The organism is Marinobacter sp. 1-4A (assembly GCF_016597725.1).
Lineage (GTDB): Bacteria > Pseudomonadota > Gammaproteobacteria > Pseudomonadales > Oleiphilaceae > Marinobacter.
The window spans coordinates 220,219-236,577 of the sequence record NZ_VCGY01000002.1 but is presented as its reverse complement, the minus strand read 5'-3'; the positions used below and the strand labels follow the sequence as shown (position 1 = coordinate 236,577).

Below are 16,359 nucleotides of genomic sequence, written 5' to 3'. Positions count from 1 at the left end.
AGACACAAGCGTCACCTAGACACGCGCCGCGTTTTTGCGCTGCAAGAATTTAAATGTTGCTGACAGGTTTACCAAGACATGCCAAAACGGACCGATATTAAAAGCATCCTGATTCTGGGCGCAGGCCCGATTGTAATCGGGCAGGCGTGCGAATTTGACTACTCCGGAGCTCAGGCCTGTAAAGCCCTGCGCGAGGAAGGCTACCGCGTCATCCTGGTTAACTCGAACCCGGCCACCATCATGACCGACCCGGTGATGGCGGATGCCACCTACATCGAGCCGATTACCTGGAAAACCGTAGCCAAAATCATCGAAAAAGAGAAGCCCGATGCCGTGCTGCCTACCATGGGTGGCCAGACTGCACTGAATTGTGCGTTGGAGTTAGAGAAGCACGGGGTTCTGGCTGAGCACGGCGTTGAAATGATTGGCGCCAATGCCGACACCATCGATAAGGCCGAAGACCGGAGTCGTTTTGATAAGGCCATGAAGGCCATTGGTCTTGAGTGCCCGCGGGCCTCCATCGCACACACCATGGAAGAAGCTTGGAAAGTTGCTGAAGACATCGGCTTCCCATGTATTATCCGCCCGTCGTTCACCATGGGCGGCTCTGGTGGTGGTATCGCCTACAACCGGGACGAGTTTGAAGAGATTTGTACCCGCGGCCTCGACCTTTCCCCCACCAACGAGCTGCTTATCGATGAGTCGTTGATCGGTTGGAAAGAGTACGAAATGGAAGTTGTGCGCGACAAAGCGGACAACTGCATTATCGTGTGTTCCATTGAGAACTTTGACGCCATGGGCGTCCACACCGGCGATTCCATTACCGTCGCGCCAGCTCAGACGCTGACCGACAAGGAATACCAGATTATGCGCGATGCCTCACTGGCAGTGCTGCGCGAAATAGGTGTGGAAACTGGCGGTTCCAACGTGCAGTTTGGTATCCATCCGGACACCGGTCGTATGGTTGTTATCGAGATGAACCCGAGGGTGTCCAGATCGTCGGCTCTGGCCTCCAAGGCAACGGGCTTCCCGATTGCAAAGGTTGCTGCCAAGCTCGCAGTGGGCTACACGCTGGACGAGCTGCGTAACGAGATAACCGGCGGCGTAACACCGGCATCTTTCGAGCCTAGTATCGATTACGTGGTAACGAAAATTCCTCGGTTTACCTTTGAAAAATTCCCACAGGCCGACGCCCGCCTGACCACTCAGATGAAATCGGTTGGCGAAGTCATGGCCATTGGCCGCACCTTCCAAGAGTCTCTGCAGAAAGCCCTGCGAGGGTTGGAAGTAGGCTCCGACGGGTTTGATGAGAAGCTCGAAGAGTTCACCTCCGAAAGCTCCCGCGAAACCCTTACCCGCGAACTTAGCGTTCCCGGGGCTGATCGTATTTGGTACATCGGTGATGCTTTCCGCGCCGGGCTGAGCGTGGAAGACGTGTTTGAGTACACCAAGGTGGACCCCTGGTATCTGGTGCAGATCGAAGATCTCATCCGCGAAGAACAGGCCTTGAAGTCTGCTGGCAAAGCCGATATCGATCATGCCACCCTGTTCCGTCTCAAGCGTAAAGGCTTCTCCGATGCCCGTCTGGCCAAACTGCTGGGTATTACGGATGTGAGCCTGCGCAAGTTGCGGCACGATTTGAACATTCGCCCGGTATACAAGCGTGTGGACAGCTGTGCCGCCGAGTTTGCCTCGGCTACAGCCTACATGTACTCCACCTACGAGGAAGAGTGCGAAGCGGCGCCCAGTGATCGCGAGAAAATTGTTGTTATTGGCGGTGGCCCTAACCGCATTGGGCAGGGCATCGAGTTTGACTATTGCTGCGTGCACGCAGCCTTTGCCATGCGCGAAGATGGCTACGAAACCATCATGATCAACTGCAACCCGGAAACCGTCTCCACCGATTACGACACCTCTGACCGGCTGTATTTTGAGCCGATTACGCTGGAAGATGTGCTGGAAATCATCAACATCGAGAAGCCCAAGGGTGTGATCGTCCAGTACGGCGGCCAGACCCCGCTGAAACTGGCACGTGGTCTGGAAGCGGCAGGTGTGCCTATTATCGGCACCAGCCCGGACGCCATTGACCGGGCGGAAGATCGTGAGCGGTTCCAGCAGATGATTCAGCGTCTGGGTCTAAAGCAGCCGGAAAACGCTACTGTGCGCAGCCTTGAAGAAGGCATAGTTGCTGCCAGTGAAATTGGCTATCCGCTGGTGGTGCGTCCATCCTACGTGTTGGGCGGCCGTGCGATGGAAATCGTTTACGGCGAAGATGAGCTGGTGCGTTACATGCGCAGTGCTGTTCTTGTATCTAACGACAGCCCCGTATTGCTGGACCACTTCCTGAATGCCGCCATTGAGGTTGATATTGACGCCATCTGTGACGGCAAGGACGTGGTTATTGGCGGCATCATGCAGCATATTGAACAGGCGGGCATCCACTCCGGTGACTCTGCTTGCTCCCTGCCGCCCTATACGCTGTCTGCCGATGTTCAAGACGCTATGCGCGAGGCGGTCAGAAAAATGGCCATCGAATTAGAAGTGGTCGGCTTGATGAATGTGCAGTTGGCTTGGCAGGATGGCGAGATCTACGTGATCGAAGTTAACCCTCGTGCCTCAAGAACCGTGCCGTTCGTATCAAAGGCCATTGGTGTGTCTCTGGCGAAAGTGGCGGCGCGAGTAATGGCCGGCACCTCCCTTGCGGAACAAGGCTTTACTAAAGAAGTTGTGCCTAGTTACTACGCGGTAAAAGAGTCCGTTTTCCCCTTCAATAAGTTCCCCTCGGTGGATCCGATTCTTGGGCCGGAAATGAAGTCGACGGGCGAAGTAATGGGGCTTGGTGATAGCTTCGATGAGGCCTTTGCTAAGGCGTCGCTAGCCATTGGAGAGCGCTTACCCTCCAGTGGTACGGTGTTCATGTCGGTTCGTGATGTGGACAAGGCGGGTGCCATTCAGGTTGCCCGGGATCTGGTTGATATAGGCTTCCAGCTTGTTGCTACAACTGGCACGGCGAAAGCACTTCGCGAGCAAGGCATTGAGGTGGCTCGGGTTAATAAAGTGGGAGAGGGGCGACCGCACATTGTAGACGCCATCAAGAATGGTCAGGTACAGCTCATTATTAACACCACTGAGGGCCGTAAGGCCGTGTCTGATTCGGCGCAGATTCGCCAGTCGGCTCTGCAGACCAAAGTAGCTTACACAACAACATTGGCTGGCGGCGAAGCCTTCTGTCGGGCTATCAAGTTCGGCCCGGAGCGCACAGTACGCCGCCTGCAAGACCTTCACGCAGGGAAGTAAGATTATGAGTGAAAGAGTACCTATGACCAAAGCGGGCGAAGCCCGCCTACGTGAGGAGCTTCAGCAGCTGAAATCCAAGGATCGCCCTCGGGTTATTGCGGCGATTTCAGATGCCCGTGAGCACGGTGACCTCAAAGAAAATGCCGAATACCACGCTGCCCGTGAACAGCAGAGCTTTATTGAAGGCCGGATTCAGGAAATAGAAGGCAAGCTTTCTGCAGCTCAGGTGATTGATGTTACGGAAATGGAAAATACCGGCAGGGTCATTTTCGGCACCACAGTTCACTTGCTGAATGTGGATACAGACGAGGAAGTTGTCTACAAAATCGTCGGTGAGGATGAAGCGGATATCAAGGAAGGCAAGTTGTCGATATCTTCACCCATTGCCCGTGCATTAGTGGGCAAGAATGAAGACGACGTTGTCGCTATCCGCGTGCCTTCTGGCACAGTGGAATACGAAATCGAAAAGGTGGAGTACATCTGATTCGATAGACTCTGGTCTGGCTCCGCTCGGAAAACAAAAAAACCGGCTGTATTTATGCAGCCGGTTTTTTGTTTTTACAGCTTTCGCAAGTGTCAGTTTTTGTGGCGTAGCAGGTTAGATAATTTAGGGTTGGGCTTTTTGGCTCTGCGCATCAGAACGGCAATTTTCCCGATAGTCTGCACCACTTCGGCACCGCTGGCTTCGCATAGGGCGTTGATTGCTTCCTGACGAGCTTCTCGATCCTGACTTGCCACTTTTATCTTGATGAGTTCGTGGTCGTTCAGAGCGCGATCCAGCTCTTCCTGAAGGTTCTCGGTGAGGCCCTTGTCGCCCACAATGATGACGGGCTTCAGGTTGTGGGCGATGGCCCGGTATTCCCGGCGCTGTTCCGCTGAAAGGCTCATGATGTAATCTCTTTATCGGTGCAATTAACAAAAGGTCAGCGGCATATTCGCTGGCAACGTCGTATAATTGGCGGATTGTAACAGACAACCTTGTATACAGATCACCCTGCAGGCGTTGTAATTTCCGAGATGAAGCCCACATACAAGGTATATGGGGATTTATCCGGCGCATAAAGTGCATTCAGGTTGATCCGCAGCTGCGTTTTTCTGTGGCCGTTACGGATGGGCCGTTTCTGGTGGATAGACGTACAATTGGTGTAAGGTGTCGGTAAAGAGTGGTTCCTTCGAAGGCCCGCTCTTCAATTCACAGGTGATGATCCTTGAGCGATATGGCAAAAAATCTGGTTCTCTGGCTAATCATAGCCGCTGTTCTGTTGATGGTGTTTCAGAATTTTTCTCCCACCACCAGCGGTCAGCAAGTCAATTATTCCCAATTCGTTGAGATGGTTCAGCAGGGCCAAGTCAACAGAGTCACCATTGATGGTCTGGAAATTCAGGGCACCCGTGGCGATGGATCCCAGTTTGAGACGATTCGTCCTCAGGTGGCGGACAACAAGCTGATGGACGATCTGCTTGCAAATCAGGTTGAGGTGATCGGCAAACAGCCCGAACGCCAGAGCCTGTGGACGCAGCTTTTAGTCGCAGCATTCCCGATACTGATCATTATTGCGCTGTTTGTATTTTTCATGCGCCAGATGCAAGGCGGCGGTGGCGGCAAAGGCCCCATGTCGTTTGGTAAGAGTAAAGCGCGCTTGATGAGCGAAGATCAGATCAAGACCACGTTTGCAGATGTGGCTGGTGTGGATGAAGCCAAAGAAGACGTTAAAGAACTGGTGGACTTCCTTCGGGATCCCAGTAAGTTTCAGCGTCTGGGTGGCAGCATCCCCAAAGGTGTTTTGATGGTGGGGCAGCCGGGTACCGGTAAAACCCTTCTTGCCAAGGCCATCGCGGGCGAGGCTAAAGTTCCCTTTTTCTCGATTTCCGGTTCCGACTTCGTGGAAATGTTCGTAGGTGTTGGCGCATCCCGTGTGCGGGATATGTTCGAGCAAGCCAAAAAGCAGAGCCCCTGCATCATCTTTATTGATGAAATCGACGCTGTCGGTCGTCACCGTGGTGCTGGTATGGGTGGAGGCCACGACGAGCGTGAGCAAACCCTAAATCAGCTTCTTGTCGAAATGGACGGCTTTGAGGGCAACGAAGGCGTTATCGTTATCGCCGCAACCAACCGCCCGGATGTTCTGGACCCTGCGCTTCTGCGTCCAGGTCGTTTTGACCGTCAGGTGGTTGTTGGATTGCCAGATATTATTGGTCGTGAGCAGATTCTTAAGGTTCACATGAAAAAAGTACCCTTGGACGAGAACGTTGAGCCCGCTCTAATCGCGCGCGGCACTCCAGGGTTCTCCGGTGCTGATCTCGCAAACCTGGTGAATGAGGCTGCGCTTTTTGCTGCCCGCCGGAACCAGCGTTTGGTGTCCATGGAAGAGTTTGAGCTCGCGAAAGATAAAATCATGATGGGCGCGGAGCGCAAGTCCATGGTGATGAGCGAGAAGGAAAAGCTCAATACTGCCTATCACGAGGCTGGTCACGCTATTGTTGGTCGCCTGATGCCAGAGCACGACCCTGTATACAAGGTGAGTATTATTCCCCGCGGCCGCGCTTTGGGTGTCACCATGTTCCTTCCGGAAGAGGACAAATACAGCCATAGCAAGCGCTTCCTGATCAGCTCTATTTGCAGCTTGTTTGGTGGGCGTATCGCGGAAGAGTTGACTCTGGGCTTCGATGGAGTCACCACTGGCGCGTCTAACGACATCGAACGGGCTACGAGCCTGGCGCGCAATATGGTTACCCGTTGGGGGCTGTCAGAGAAGCTTGGGCCGCTGCAGTACGACACAGATAGCGAAGAACCGTTTCTGGGTCGCTCTGCTGGACAGTCGCAAACGGTCTACTCTCCGGAAACCGCTCAGCGGATTGACGAAGAAGTGCGCAACATCATTGATACCTGCTACGAGAAGGCGCGGCAGATTCTGGTTGATAATCGTGAAAAGCTCGACGCCATGGCTCAGGCTTTGATGAAGTACGAAACCATCGACCGTCACCAGATTGATGACATCATGGAAGGTCGTACTCCTCGCCCACCTAAGGGTTGGGACGACCGAGGCTCTGCAGGTGGTGTCAAAGCTGATGATGCGGACAAAGCTCCAGAGGCCAAGCCTGCTGACGGCAGCCAGAGGCCGGACGTCGGTCGCCCGGCTGGAGAGCATTGAAGCTTCGAGTTAGATCGAGCTTGAGATAACTTGCGCCGCCCCGTTGATGGGCGGCGTTTGTTTTTGATGGATACTGCTTTCTGGTTCTGGGGCCTATTCTTAAAAGGTTTGCTATGGAAATAGATTTCGCCGGGCGGGTGCTGGATATGTCCCGCTGCCATGTCATGGGTGTGCTCAATGTAACGCCAGATTCTTTCTCTGACGGTGGTCGATTCAACCAGCTGGATGTGGCCTTGGCAAAGGCGCGACAAATGGTGGCTGATGGTGCTGCGTTTATTGACGTAGGAGGCGAATCTACTCGGCCTGGCGCTGCTAGCGTGTCGGTTCAAGAAGAGCTGGATCGGGTTTGTCCAGTGGTTGAAGCTATTTCTCGGGAGTTGGATGTTATCGTTTCGGTGGACACCAGTACCCCTGAGGTGATGTCTCAGACGACCGGGCTTGGAGCCGGGCTGATTAATGATGTACGTGCGCTACAGAGAGAAGGCGCTTTAACCGCGGCTGCGAAGGCCCGCGTGCCGGTTTGCGTCATGCATATTCAGGGTGAGCCGGAAACCATGCAGGAGCGCCCCGAATACCGTAACGTCTTGCGGGAAGTAGGGGGGTTTTTAGCTGAACGTGTAAGGGAGGCTGTACAAGCCGGCATTGCGACAAGCGATATAATTCTGGATCCGGGTTTCGGTTTTGGAAAAAACCTAGAGCACAATCTTCGGTTATTGGCTGCACTGGAGCAGCTTCACGCTCTGGGGCATCCGGTGTTGGTGGGCATGTCCAGAAAATCCATGCTGGGGCAGATCACCGGCCGTGAAGTTGATGAAAGGTTGTCAGCCAGTCTTGCGGCCGCGACAATATCGGCAATGAAGGGTGCGAGTATCATCCGCGTGCATGATGTTAGGGAAACTGTAGATGCCGTCAAGGTTGCGACGGCCGTGAAGGGGGTAGTTTGATGGCCGGAAGAAAGTATTTTGGTACCGATGGCATACGTGGAAAGGTGGGTGAGCACCCGATTACACCCGAGTTTATGTTGCATCTGGGCTGGGCAGCCGGGCAAGCGTTCAAACGGGCGGGTCAGCGCAATAGCGTGTTAATCGGCAAGGACACTAGGTTGTCCGGCTATATGTTCGAGTCAGCTTTGGAGGCCGGATTGTCAGCTGCAGGGGTGGATGTAAAGCTACTAGGCCCCATGCCGACGCCTGCCATTGCTTATCTAACCCGTACTTTCCGCGCATCGGCGGGTATCGTTATTAGTGCCTCCCACAACCCCCATCAGGACAACGGTATCAAATTTTTCTCTGCGGACGGCACCAAACTAGATGATGCTTTGGAGGCGGAAATTGAGCGTTGGCTGGATAAGCCGATTGAGGTTTGCGAGCCGGGCGAGCTGGGTAAGGCGTCGCGGATAGAAGATGCGCCGGGGCGTTATGTGGAGTTCTGCAAGAGTACCGTACCAAACGAGTTTACACTGGATAACTTGAAGATAGTGCTGGACTGCGCTCACGGAGCTACTTATCACGTTGCCCCAAAAGTATTCCGCGAGCTGGGGGCGCGGGTTTCTGTTATTGGTGCGGAGCCTGACGGGCTCAACATCAATTTAGATGTAGGCTCCACCCACCTTGATGCGCTGAAGCGGGCTGTTATTGATAAAGGCGCAGACTTGGGTATCGCCTTCGACGGTGATGGTGACCGGGTGCTGATGGTTGATCGCGATGGATCGGAGGTAGACGGCGATGAGCTGCTTTATGTGATCGCCTCCCAGAGGTTCGCAGAGGATCGCCTCAAAGGCGGTGTGGTTGGCACGCTGATGACCAATCTGGGTGTGGAGCTGGCGTTGACGGAAATGGGCATATCTTTCGAGCGCGCCAATGTTGGCGACCGGTATGTGATGGAACGTCTGATTGCCAACAACTGGGTGCTCGGTGGTGAGGGCTCAGGGCACATGGTTATACGTGATTGCACAAGCACCGGTGATGGTATTATCTCAGCGCTTCAGGTGTTATTAGCTGTTGGCAAGTCAGGAAAAACACTGGCTGAGCTGCGCCAAGAGATGAGCAAGCTGCCTCAAACAATGATTAATGTTCGAGTCGAAACTCGCTTTGACCCGTTCAGTCGCGATGATATCGTGGCTGCGGTACAGTTGGCCGAAGAGGAACTTGGAGGCTCAGGCAGAATTCTGTTGCGAGCGTCAGGAACAGAGCCTTTGATCCGGGTAATGGCAGAGGGTCAAAATGCCGACGATATAAGGCGTGTGGTAAAAAGGCTGGCCCAAGTTGTGGAAAACTCAACGCCCTAGTTTTGTCGATTTCAAGCTGTTGTCTGTTCTGAGGGACTGCTGTATAGTGCGCCCTCCCTAACATTCGGGAAGTGTTATGCGTCGCAAGATAGTAGCCGGAAACTGGAAGATGAATGGGTCGAAAGACCTTTCAGAAAAGCTGGTAGGTTATGTTCAGGCTGAAGCTGGCTCACTTGATAATGGCGTGGAGGTTGTTATTATTCCTCCCGCAATTTATATCAGGGACGTACTGAGGCAGGCCGAGGGTGCGGTTTCAGTTGGTGTTCAGAATGTAGGGCAGTGGCAGTCGGGTGCATATACCGGCGAAATTTCCTCGGAAATGGCCAAAGACGCAGGCTGCGATTACGTACTTGTCGGGCACTCAGAGCGCAGGCAGATTTTCGGTGAGACCGATGAATTGGTTGCCGAGAAGGTGGCGTTGGTAGTTGCGAGTGGTTTAACGGCCATAGTGTGTGTTGGCGAGACGCTTGAAGAGCGTGAGTCGGGTTTGGCTGAGTCGGTAGTTGCGAGTCAGGTGCGGCTGGGGTTGTCGGCTGTGTCGCCAGGTGACTGGAAGAATATCGTGTTAGCCTACGAGCCTGTTTGGGCAATTGGTACCGGTAAAACGGCTACCGCAGAAGACGCTCAGGCCATGCATGCCTCGATACGCAGTGTGTTAAAAGAGATGGGCGCGCCAGCTGAAGAGATTTCTCTACTTTACGGCGGCAGCGTAAAAGCGGATAATGCAGCGGCTCTTTTTTCAGAGTCGGATATAGATGGCGGTTTAATCGGCGGTGCATCGCTGGACGCAAAAGAATTTATCAGTATTTGCCGTTATTTTCCGGCAAGTTCTTAAAGCTAAAAGCTCGCGAGAATTGATATGGATTGGATGGAAACACTGGTAGTCGTTGTGCACGTGGTGATCGCGGTGGCACTGGTGGGTCTGGTGTTAATCCAGCAGGGCAAGGGTGCGGACGCAGGTGCGGCCTTCGGCGGTGGTGCTTCGCAGACCGTATTCGGTAGTCAGGGCAGTGGCAGTTTCCTGACGCGCATGACGACCATGCTTGCAATCGTATTTTTTGTAACAAGTTTTTCGCTGGCAGTGTTTGCCAAGCAGCGCGCAGAAGTTGCAGGCGAGGCAGGGATTCCAACCGTTCAGGAATCTCGTCAGGCGCCTGCAGAGGGTGCTGTTGATGGTGGCGCTGGTGAAGGCGAAACCGAGAGTGGGGAGACTGGCCTCCCTGAGCTCGAGTGAGGTGTTGCCCAAGTGGTGGAACTGGTAGACACGCTATCTTGAGGGGGTAGTGGCGAAAGCCGTGCCGGTTCGAGTCCGGCCTTGGGCACCAATTAGTAAGAAAAACGGCTTGGTATATCCAGGCCGTTTTTTTGAGCAGTCCTTGACCAGTTCGCTCGGCGTCTTTATACTCCGGCGAATATTGGAGTCCGGCATCTTTTGTTGTCGGGTTTCTGGCAGGCCAGGTGTCTGTCAGCAGGAAGCGGTTTACCGGTTTGCTTCCTGCGAGTTCTTGCAACAAAAGGCCCCAGTTATCGGGGCTTTTTGATTAAGGGGCCTGGCGCAACGGGCCCTGGTGCGTAAAAAGGGCTGGCTAACAGCCCTTTTTTTGTTTTTGGGGCCGGTAAATTACATAACGGAGACCGCCTAACTTGTCAGGCAAGCTTAAACAACTGGAAGACATACTTCGCCCTGTGGTGGAAGGTTTGGGTTACGAGTTCTGGGGTATTGAGTATCGCTCGAAGGGCTACCAATCCATGCTGCGGGTCTTTATAGACGATGCCGAGAAGGGTATAGGCATTGACGATTGCGAAAAAGTCAGCCGCCAAATCAGTGGTGTAATGGATGTGGAAGATCCCATCCAAACAGAATATACGCTTGAAGTTTCGTCCCCAGGAATGGATAGGCCGCTATTCCGGCCTGAGCAATATCAGGCGTTTGTGGGGCACCAGGTGCAAATTCGCTTGCGTATGGCGTTTGAAGGCCGTCGCAAGTTTCAGGGGTTAATAAAGGGTGTGGAAGGTGATGATGTAGTCGTGGTTGTTGATGATCACGAGTATCTACTGCCTTTCGACAGCATTGAAAAAGCCCAAATCATTCCGGTATTCGAGTGAGCTATTTGAACAACTCAGTAGATGCACAGTTTATTTTCAGGGCAGGGCAATCCAATGAGTAAAGAGATCTTGCTGGTGGTTGAAGCCGTCTCGAACGAAAAAGGCGTCGAGAAGGATGTGATTTTCGAGGCAATCGAGCTGGCCCTCGCCACCGCTGCGAAAAAACGTTACGAAGATGAAGAGTCGGATGTGCGTGTGTCGATTGACCGCCGCACCGGTGAATATGAGACTTTCCGCCGTTGGCTGGTGGTTGACAACGATGCGGTGCCTGCACTGGGTACTGAGCTTACCCTACAGGAAGCCGAGGAAATTGACCCTGCGCTGAAACCTGGCGATACCTATGAAGAGAAAGCAGAATCTGTTGCCTTCGGCCGTATCGGAGCTCAGGCTGCAAAGCAGATTATCTTCCAAAAGGTTCGTGAAGCTGAACGCAGTAAAATCGTTGACAGCTATCGCGATCGGGTTGGCGAACTGGTTTCAGGTACCGTTAAGAAGGTCACCCGCGATAACGTTATCGTTGACCTTGGCGCCAACGCCGAAGCTTTGCTGCCTAGAGAACATCTGATTCCGCGGGAAACTTTCCGTATGGGCGACAGGGTTCGTTCTTTACTGTTGGAGATTCGTACAGATCATCGTGGCCCACAACTCATCCTGAGCCGCTCTGCGCCGCAGATGCTGGTAGAGCTGTTCCGCATTGAAGTTCCGGAAATTGCCGAGGAGTTGATCGAAATCCGTGGCGCTGCCCGGGACCCTGGTTCCCGCGCTAAAATCGCGGTTAAAACCAACGACCGCCGCATTGATCCGGTTGGTGCCTGCGTAGGCATGCGAGGGTCCCGTGTTCAAGCTGTTTCCAATGAGTTGGGCGGCGAACGCGTCGATATTGTGCTTTGGGATGATAACCCTGCGCAGCTAGTTATAAACGCCATGGCGCCTGCAGAAGTTGCCTCGATCGTGATGGACGAAGACCGCCACACTATGGAAGTGGCTGTGGCCGAAGACAATTTGGCTCAGGCCATTGGCCGAAATGGACAGAACGTTCGTTTGGCTACAGATTTGACCGGCTGGACTCTAAACGTGATGACGGAAGAGGAAGCCGGTGAGCGTCAGGAACAAGAGTACAATACGCTGGTTGAGCACTTTACCGCCCACCTTGACGTGGACGAAGAGTTTGCTGGTGTGATGATTGACGAAGGCTTTACCTCCATTGAAGAGGTTGCTTACGTACCTATGGAAGAGATGCTGGCTATTGACGGTTTCGACGAAGACACAGTCACTGAGCTACGCCGTCGCGCTAAGGATGCCCTGCTAAACCAGGCTCTGGCTAGCGAAGAAGCCCTCGATGGCGCAGAGCCTTCAGAGGATCTTCTGGGTATGGACGAAATGGATCGTGGTCTGGCGTTTAAGCTCGCCGGCATGGGTGTACGCACCATGGAAGATCTGGCGGAGCAGTCGGTTGACGATTTGCTCGATATCGAAGGTATGGATGAAGAGCGTGCAGGAAAGTTGATTATGATTGCACGCGCCCCCTGGTTTGAAGACCAGGCTTAATTCGGGAGGAGACCAGTATGGCTGAAGTAACGGTAAAACAACTGGCCGATGATGTAGGCGCTCCCGTGGATCGTTTGCTGAAGCAGATTGTGGAGGCTGGCCTGAAAGCCCGCTCTGAAAACGACGCTGTTTCCAGTGATGAGAAGCAGCAGTTGCTGGCTTATCTGAGAAAGACCCACGGTGAAGCAGGCGCTGAGCCGAACAAGATTACACTTAAGCGCAAAACCACAACTACGCTCAAGGCGGGTAAAGCCAAGACCGTGAACGTGGAAGTGCGCAAGCGCCGCACCTATGTAAAACGTGCGGAATTACAGCCGGAGCCGGAAGCGGCAACGCCAGCAGCTGAAGAGTTGCCGGAAGAGCAGAAAGTGGAGCAACCGCAGGTTGAGCAGGTTGAGAATGTTACTGCTCCGCAGGTAGAAGCAGAGGCTCCTGTTGAAGAGTCTAAAGAAGAGGCGCCAGTTGTTGAAGAGCAGGCACCTGCTGCCAAGGCTGAGCCTAAAAAGTCGGCAGAATCGGAGCCTGTAATTGCGCCGGAAGATATGCCTATGCCGCCGCCAGAGGGTGAAGGCAAAGACCGTAAGCCCAAGAAGAAGAAAGACAAAGTTCGTGAGCGTGGCGACGAAACTGAAGAAGGCAAGCCGAAAAAGAAACAGGCTGGCCATCGCGGACCACGCAATCGCCCTGCAGACGCTCCAGTGGTAATCTCGGATGACGATGATGACTCCACATTGCGCAAGCCGTTGCGGGCCAAAAAGAAACCCAAAGAGAAGCGTCATGGCTTCGAGAGGCCGACCAAACCAATGGTCAGAGAAGTAGAAGTTCCTGAAGTAATTACCGTTGGCGATCTCGCTCAACGTATGGCCGTTAAGTCCGGTGATGTCATCAAGGTGTTGATGGGCATGGGCGTGATGGCAACCATTAATCAGCCTCTGGATCAGGAGACATCAACACTGGTTGTTGAGGAATTGGGCCATAAAGCTAAGCCTATTAGTGATGATGCGTTTGAGCATGACGTGCTCAGCGAATTCAAAGTGGAAGGCAAGGTGAAAGCCAAGCGTGCTCCGGTTGTGAGTGTGATGGGTCACGTTGACCACGGTAAGACATCGCTATTGGACTACATTCGCCGTACCAAAGTTGCTTCCGGTGAATCTGGTGGTATTACCCAGCATATTGGTGCCTACCATGTAGAAACCGATCAGGGCATGATTTCTTTCTTGGATACACCAGGTCACGCTGCGTTCACCGCAATGCGTGCTCGCGGTGCTCAATGTACTGATATCGTTATTCTGGTTGTTGCATCCGACGACGGTGTAATGCCGCAGACCAAAGAAGCCGTGCAACATGCCCGCTCTGCTGGTGTTCCTATCGTGGTTGCAATCACCAAGATGGATAAAGAGCAGGCAGATCCGGATCGCGTGAAGAACGAACTGGCCGCGATCGAAGTTATCCCGGAAGACTGGGGTGGTGACGTTCAGTTTGTGCCCATCTCTGCACACTCTGGTGAGGGCGTTGATACATTGCTTGAGGCGGTTCTGCTGCAAGCCGAGATTCTTGAGCTTCAGGCCTCGCCTGATGCGCCAGCTAATGGTGTAGTGGTTGAGTCCAGTCTTGAGCGTGGTCGTGGCTCTGTTGCCACTGTACTGGTTCAGAACGGTACTCTGCGTCAGGGCGATATGGTTGTTGCCGGCTCCTTCTTCGGTAAAGTTCGTGCAATGACCGATGAGGCTGGCAAGCAGGTTAAAGAAGCTGGCCCGTCTATTCCGGTCGAGATTCTTGGCTTGAATGGAACGCCAAACGCTGGCGACGAGTTCTTTGCGGTAGCCGATGAGCGCAAGGCCAAAGAGCTAGCAGAATTCCGCCACATTCGCGAGCGTGAACAGCGTTTGCAGCGTGCGCAAGCAGCCAAGCTTGAGAACCTGTTTGAGAATATGGGCAAAGATGAGGTTAAGACCCTCAACGTTGTTCTGAAAACCGACGTTCGCGGCTCTCTGGAAGCAATTACCAAGTCGCTGCAAGACTTGGGTAACGACGAAGTTCAGGTGAAAATCGTGTCTTCCGGCGTTGGCGGTATTGCCGAGACAGATGTGAGCCTTGCAATGGCAACCAATGCCGTTATTTTCGGCTTCAACGTGCGTGCGGATACCGCATCCAAGCGCCTTGTTGAGCAAGAAGGTCTCGACTTACGCTACTACAGCATCATCTATAATCTACTTGATGATGTGAAAGGTGCGTTGACAGGCATGCTGGCACCGGAGTTCCGCGAAGATATCGTTGGTATCGCCGATGTTCGCGATGTGTTCCGTTCACCGAAGTTTGGTCAGGTAGCTGGCTGTATGGTGACCGAAGGTAACGTATACCGGAACAAGCCGATTCGTGTATTGCGGGACAACGTGGTTATCTTTGAAGGCGAGCTGGAGTCACTGCGTCGCTTCAAGGATGACGTAGCCGAAGTTCGCAACGGTATGGAATGTGGTATCGGTGTTAAAGGCTACGACGTGAAGGTCGGTGACCAGATCGAAGTCTTTGACCGGATCAGAGTCGAGCGTAAACTCGAATCTACGGGGGCCTAATGCCTAGAGAGTTCAGTCGTATTGATCGCATTGGCGATCAGATGCAGCGTGAGCTTGCGCAGCTGATTCAACGCGAAGTCAAGGATCCGCGGCTGGGCATGGTAACGGTGAACGCAGTCAAGGTCAGTCGTGACCTTGGCTACGCCGATATCTATGTCTCTCTGTTGACCACCGAGGAGCTCACTGCTGATTCTCCCGAGGTAAAAGATTCGATTTCGGTATTGAATCGAGCGGCCGGGTTCCTTCGAGGCCAGGTAGGAAGAGCGATGAAGCTGCGGGTTATACCGCAGCTACGATTCCACTTTGATGCGCTTCAAGGCTACAGCCGCAGAATGGACAGTCTGATCCGCGAAGCGGTTGGTGATAAACCCGCCGTCGAACGGAACGATGATAGCCCGAATGATGATGGAAATGATCCGGAGTCAAACGCTTGAGCCGCAGACGTAAAGGCCGTGATGTTAATGGCATTCTGGTCATTGATAAGCCGTTGGGTATTACCTCCAACGGCATTTTGCAGGAGGTCAAGCGCCTCTATGGCGCAGCCAAGGCTGGCCATACCGGTGCTCTCGACCCCTTAGCAACCGGAGTGCTTCCGCTTTGTTTCGGCGAAGCTACAAAATTCTCGCAAATGATGCTGGATAGCGATAAGGCCTACATCGCCACTGCGCGACTCGGTGAACGCACCGAAACCGGTGACAGTGAGGGCGCTGTGGTTGCTACAAAGCCAGTACCTGATGGTCTTACAGCAGACGTGCTTGAGCCAGTTCTCGAACAGTTCCGTGGCAATATCCAACAAGTTCCCTCCATGTATTCCGCGCTCAAGCACAATGGACGCCCGCTTTATGAATATGCTCGTGAAGGCATAGAAGTGGAGCGACCGGCGCGTCCGGTAACTATCTACGAGCTTCAGCTTCTGGATGTACGTGAAAATGAGTTGGATATCGCCGTAAAATGCACCAAAGGTACGTACATTCGCTCACTCGTTGAGGATATTGGCGAGATGCTTGGGTGTGGTGCTCATGTGGTCGAGCTTCGGCGCACACTGGCTGCCGGGTTTACCTTGGCGGATGTGCATGCAGTGCCTGATCTCGAGGCAATGCGTGAGCGCGGTGAAAGTCTCGATGGCCTTTTGGTGGCACCCGATGCGGCGCTTTCCATGTTCCCGGAACACCGCTTGTCGGGCCAGTCTCTGGTGTCGATATTGAACGGACAACCGGTTAGAATACCGGGCCGAGCTTATGATGGCTTCGTTCGAGTTTATGGCAACGAAGGCTTTGTAGGTTTGGCAGAAGCATTGCCAGAAGGCGAGGAAACCAAATTGGTTCCCCGTCGATTGGTGAGTGACAGCGGTAAGCGTTAGGTAACCCGCTGTCTAGCCGGGCTGTAGAGATGCGCG

The 16,359-nt window shown here is 53.6% G+C and carries 13 protein-coding genes and 1 tRNA gene; 13 read left to right on the top strand and 1 reads right to left on the bottom strand.

Going from position 1 to position 16,359, the window contains the following annotated elements:
* Window positions 1-78 precede the first annotated feature (78 nt).
* Complete coding sequence (gene carB, locus FE845_RS04785) at window positions 79-3,297, top strand: carbamoyl-phosphate synthase large subunit (protein WP_200362060.1); 3,219 nt, start codon at window positions 79-81, stop codon at window positions 3,295-3,297.
* A gap of 4 nt (window positions 3,298-3,301) precedes the next feature.
* Entirely contained in the window at window positions 3,302-3,781 is a 480-nt protein-coding gene (gene greA, locus FE845_RS04780; RefSeq protein WP_200362059.1) for a transcription elongation factor GreA, read from the top strand.
* A gap of 92 nt (window positions 3,782-3,873) precedes the next feature.
* Here greA and yhbY read toward each other — a convergent pair whose 3' ends face one another.
* Entirely contained in the window at window positions 3,874-4,185 is a 312-nt protein-coding gene (gene yhbY / locus FE845_RS04775) for a ribosome assembly RNA-binding protein YhbY (RefSeq protein ID WP_200362058.1), read from the bottom strand.
* A 320-nt stretch (window positions 4,186-4,505) separates the two neighbouring features.
* On the opposite strand from yhbY, the gene ftsH reads away from it, so the two are divergent.
* The 11 genes from ftsH to truB all read left to right on the top strand — a co-directional run bounded on the left by ftsH (window position 4,506) and on the right by truB (window position 16,323).
* Window positions 4,506-6,449, top strand: a complete 1,944-nt coding sequence (ftsH, locus tag FE845_RS04770) for an ATP-dependent zinc metalloprotease FtsH (RefSeq protein WP_265091980.1) — start codon at window positions 4,506-4,508, stop codon at window positions 6,447-6,449.
* Between the two features lie 113 nt (window positions 6,450-6,562).
* Window positions 6,563-7,393 carry a dihydropteroate synthase gene (gene folP / locus FE845_RS04765; protein WP_200362057.1) on the top strand — a complete coding sequence of 277 codons (831 nt, stop codon included), beginning with the start codon at window positions 6,563-6,565 and terminating at the stop codon, window positions 7,391-7,393.
* Entirely contained in the window at window positions 7,393-8,736 is a 1,344-nt protein-coding gene (glmM, locus tag FE845_RS04760) for a phosphoglucosamine mutase (protein WP_200362056.1), read from the top strand. The genes folP and glmM overlap by 1 nt, the downstream gene beginning before the upstream one ends.
* 76 nt (window positions 8,737-8,812) lie before the next feature.
* Window positions 8,813-9,571: a triose-phosphate isomerase gene (tpiA, locus tag FE845_RS04755; RefSeq protein ID WP_200362055.1), complete on the top strand. Its 759-nt coding sequence runs from the start codon at window positions 8,813-8,815 to the stop codon at window positions 9,569-9,571.
* Window positions 9,572-9,595: 24 nt separating this feature from the next.
* On the top strand, window positions 9,596-9,970 hold the full coding sequence (gene secG, locus FE845_RS04750) for a preprotein translocase subunit SecG (protein WP_200362054.1): 375 nt from the start codon (window positions 9,596-9,598) through the stop codon (window positions 9,968-9,970).
* Between the two features lie 6 nt (window positions 9,971-9,976).
* A tRNA-Leu gene (locus tag FE845_RS04745) sits at window positions 9,977-10,061 on the top strand.
* Between the two features lie 319 nt (window positions 10,062-10,380).
* Window positions 10,381-10,842, top strand: coding sequence for a ribosome maturation factor RimP (rimP, locus tag FE845_RS04740; RefSeq protein WP_200362053.1), 462 nt, complete (start codon window positions 10,381-10,383; stop codon window positions 10,840-10,842).
* Window positions 10,843-10,896: 54 nt separating this feature from the next.
* A complete protein-coding gene (nusA, locus tag FE845_RS04735) occupies window positions 10,897-12,390 on the top strand; it encodes a transcription termination factor NusA (protein ID WP_200362052.1) in 1,494 nt (497 codons plus the stop codon).
* Between the two features lie 17 nt (window positions 12,391-12,407).
* Complete coding sequence (gene infB / locus FE845_RS04730; RefSeq protein WP_200362051.1) at window positions 12,408-14,963, top strand: translation initiation factor IF-2; 2,556 nt, start codon at window positions 12,408-12,410, stop codon at window positions 14,961-14,963.
* Complete coding sequence (rbfA, locus tag FE845_RS04725; RefSeq protein WP_200362050.1) at window positions 14,963-15,397, top strand: 30S ribosome-binding factor RbfA; 435 nt, start codon at window positions 14,963-14,965, stop codon at window positions 15,395-15,397. The genes infB and rbfA overlap by 1 nt, the downstream gene beginning before the upstream one ends.
* The gene (gene truB, locus FE845_RS04720; protein ID WP_200362049.1) at window positions 15,394-16,323 is read left to right on the top strand and encodes a tRNA pseudouridine(55) synthase TruB; all 930 of its coding nucleotides are present in this window, start codon (window positions 15,394-15,396) and stop codon (window positions 16,321-16,323) included. Before rbfA ends, truB begins: the two co-directional genes overlap by 4 nt.
* The last annotated feature ends 36 nt before the right edge of the window (window positions 16,324-16,359 follow it).

What these genes read in the sequence shown, in the direction of transcription:
- carB (WP_200362060.1), top strand. Translation starts at nt 79, where the DNA reads ATGCCAAAACGGACCGATATTAAAAGCATCCTGATTCTGGGCGCAGGC.
- rbfA (WP_200362050.1), top strand. Translation starts at nt 14,963, where the DNA reads ATGCCTAGAGAGTTCAGTCGTATTGATCGCATTGGCGATCAGATGCAG.
- infB (WP_200362051.1), top strand. Translation starts at nt 12,408, where the DNA reads ATGGCTGAAGTAACGGTAAAACAACTGGCCGATGATGTAGGCGCTCCC.
- greA (WP_200362059.1), top strand. Translation starts at nt 3,302, where the DNA reads ATGAGTGAAAGAGTACCTATGACCAAAGCGGGCGAAGCCCGCCTACGT.
- folP (WP_200362057.1), top strand. Translation starts at nt 6,563, where the DNA reads ATGGAAATAGATTTCGCCGGGCGGGTGCTGGATATGTCCCGCTGCCAT.
- secG (WP_200362054.1), top strand. Translation starts at nt 9,596, where the DNA reads ATGGATTGGATGGAAACACTGGTAGTCGTTGTGCACGTGGTGATCGCG.
- nusA (WP_200362052.1), top strand. Translation starts at nt 10,897, where the DNA reads ATGAGTAAAGAGATCTTGCTGGTGGTTGAAGCCGTCTCGAACGAAAAA.
- yhbY (WP_200362058.1), bottom strand. Translation starts at nt 4,185, where the DNA reads ATGAGCCTTTCAGCGGAACAGCGCCGGGAATACCGGGCCATCGCCCAC.
- glmM (WP_200362056.1), top strand. Translation starts at nt 7,393, where the DNA reads ATGGCCGGAAGAAAGTATTTTGGTACCGATGGCATACGTGGAAAGGTG.
- tpiA (WP_200362055.1), top strand. Translation starts at nt 8,813, where the DNA reads ATGCGTCGCAAGATAGTAGCCGGAAACTGGAAGATGAATGGGTCGAAA.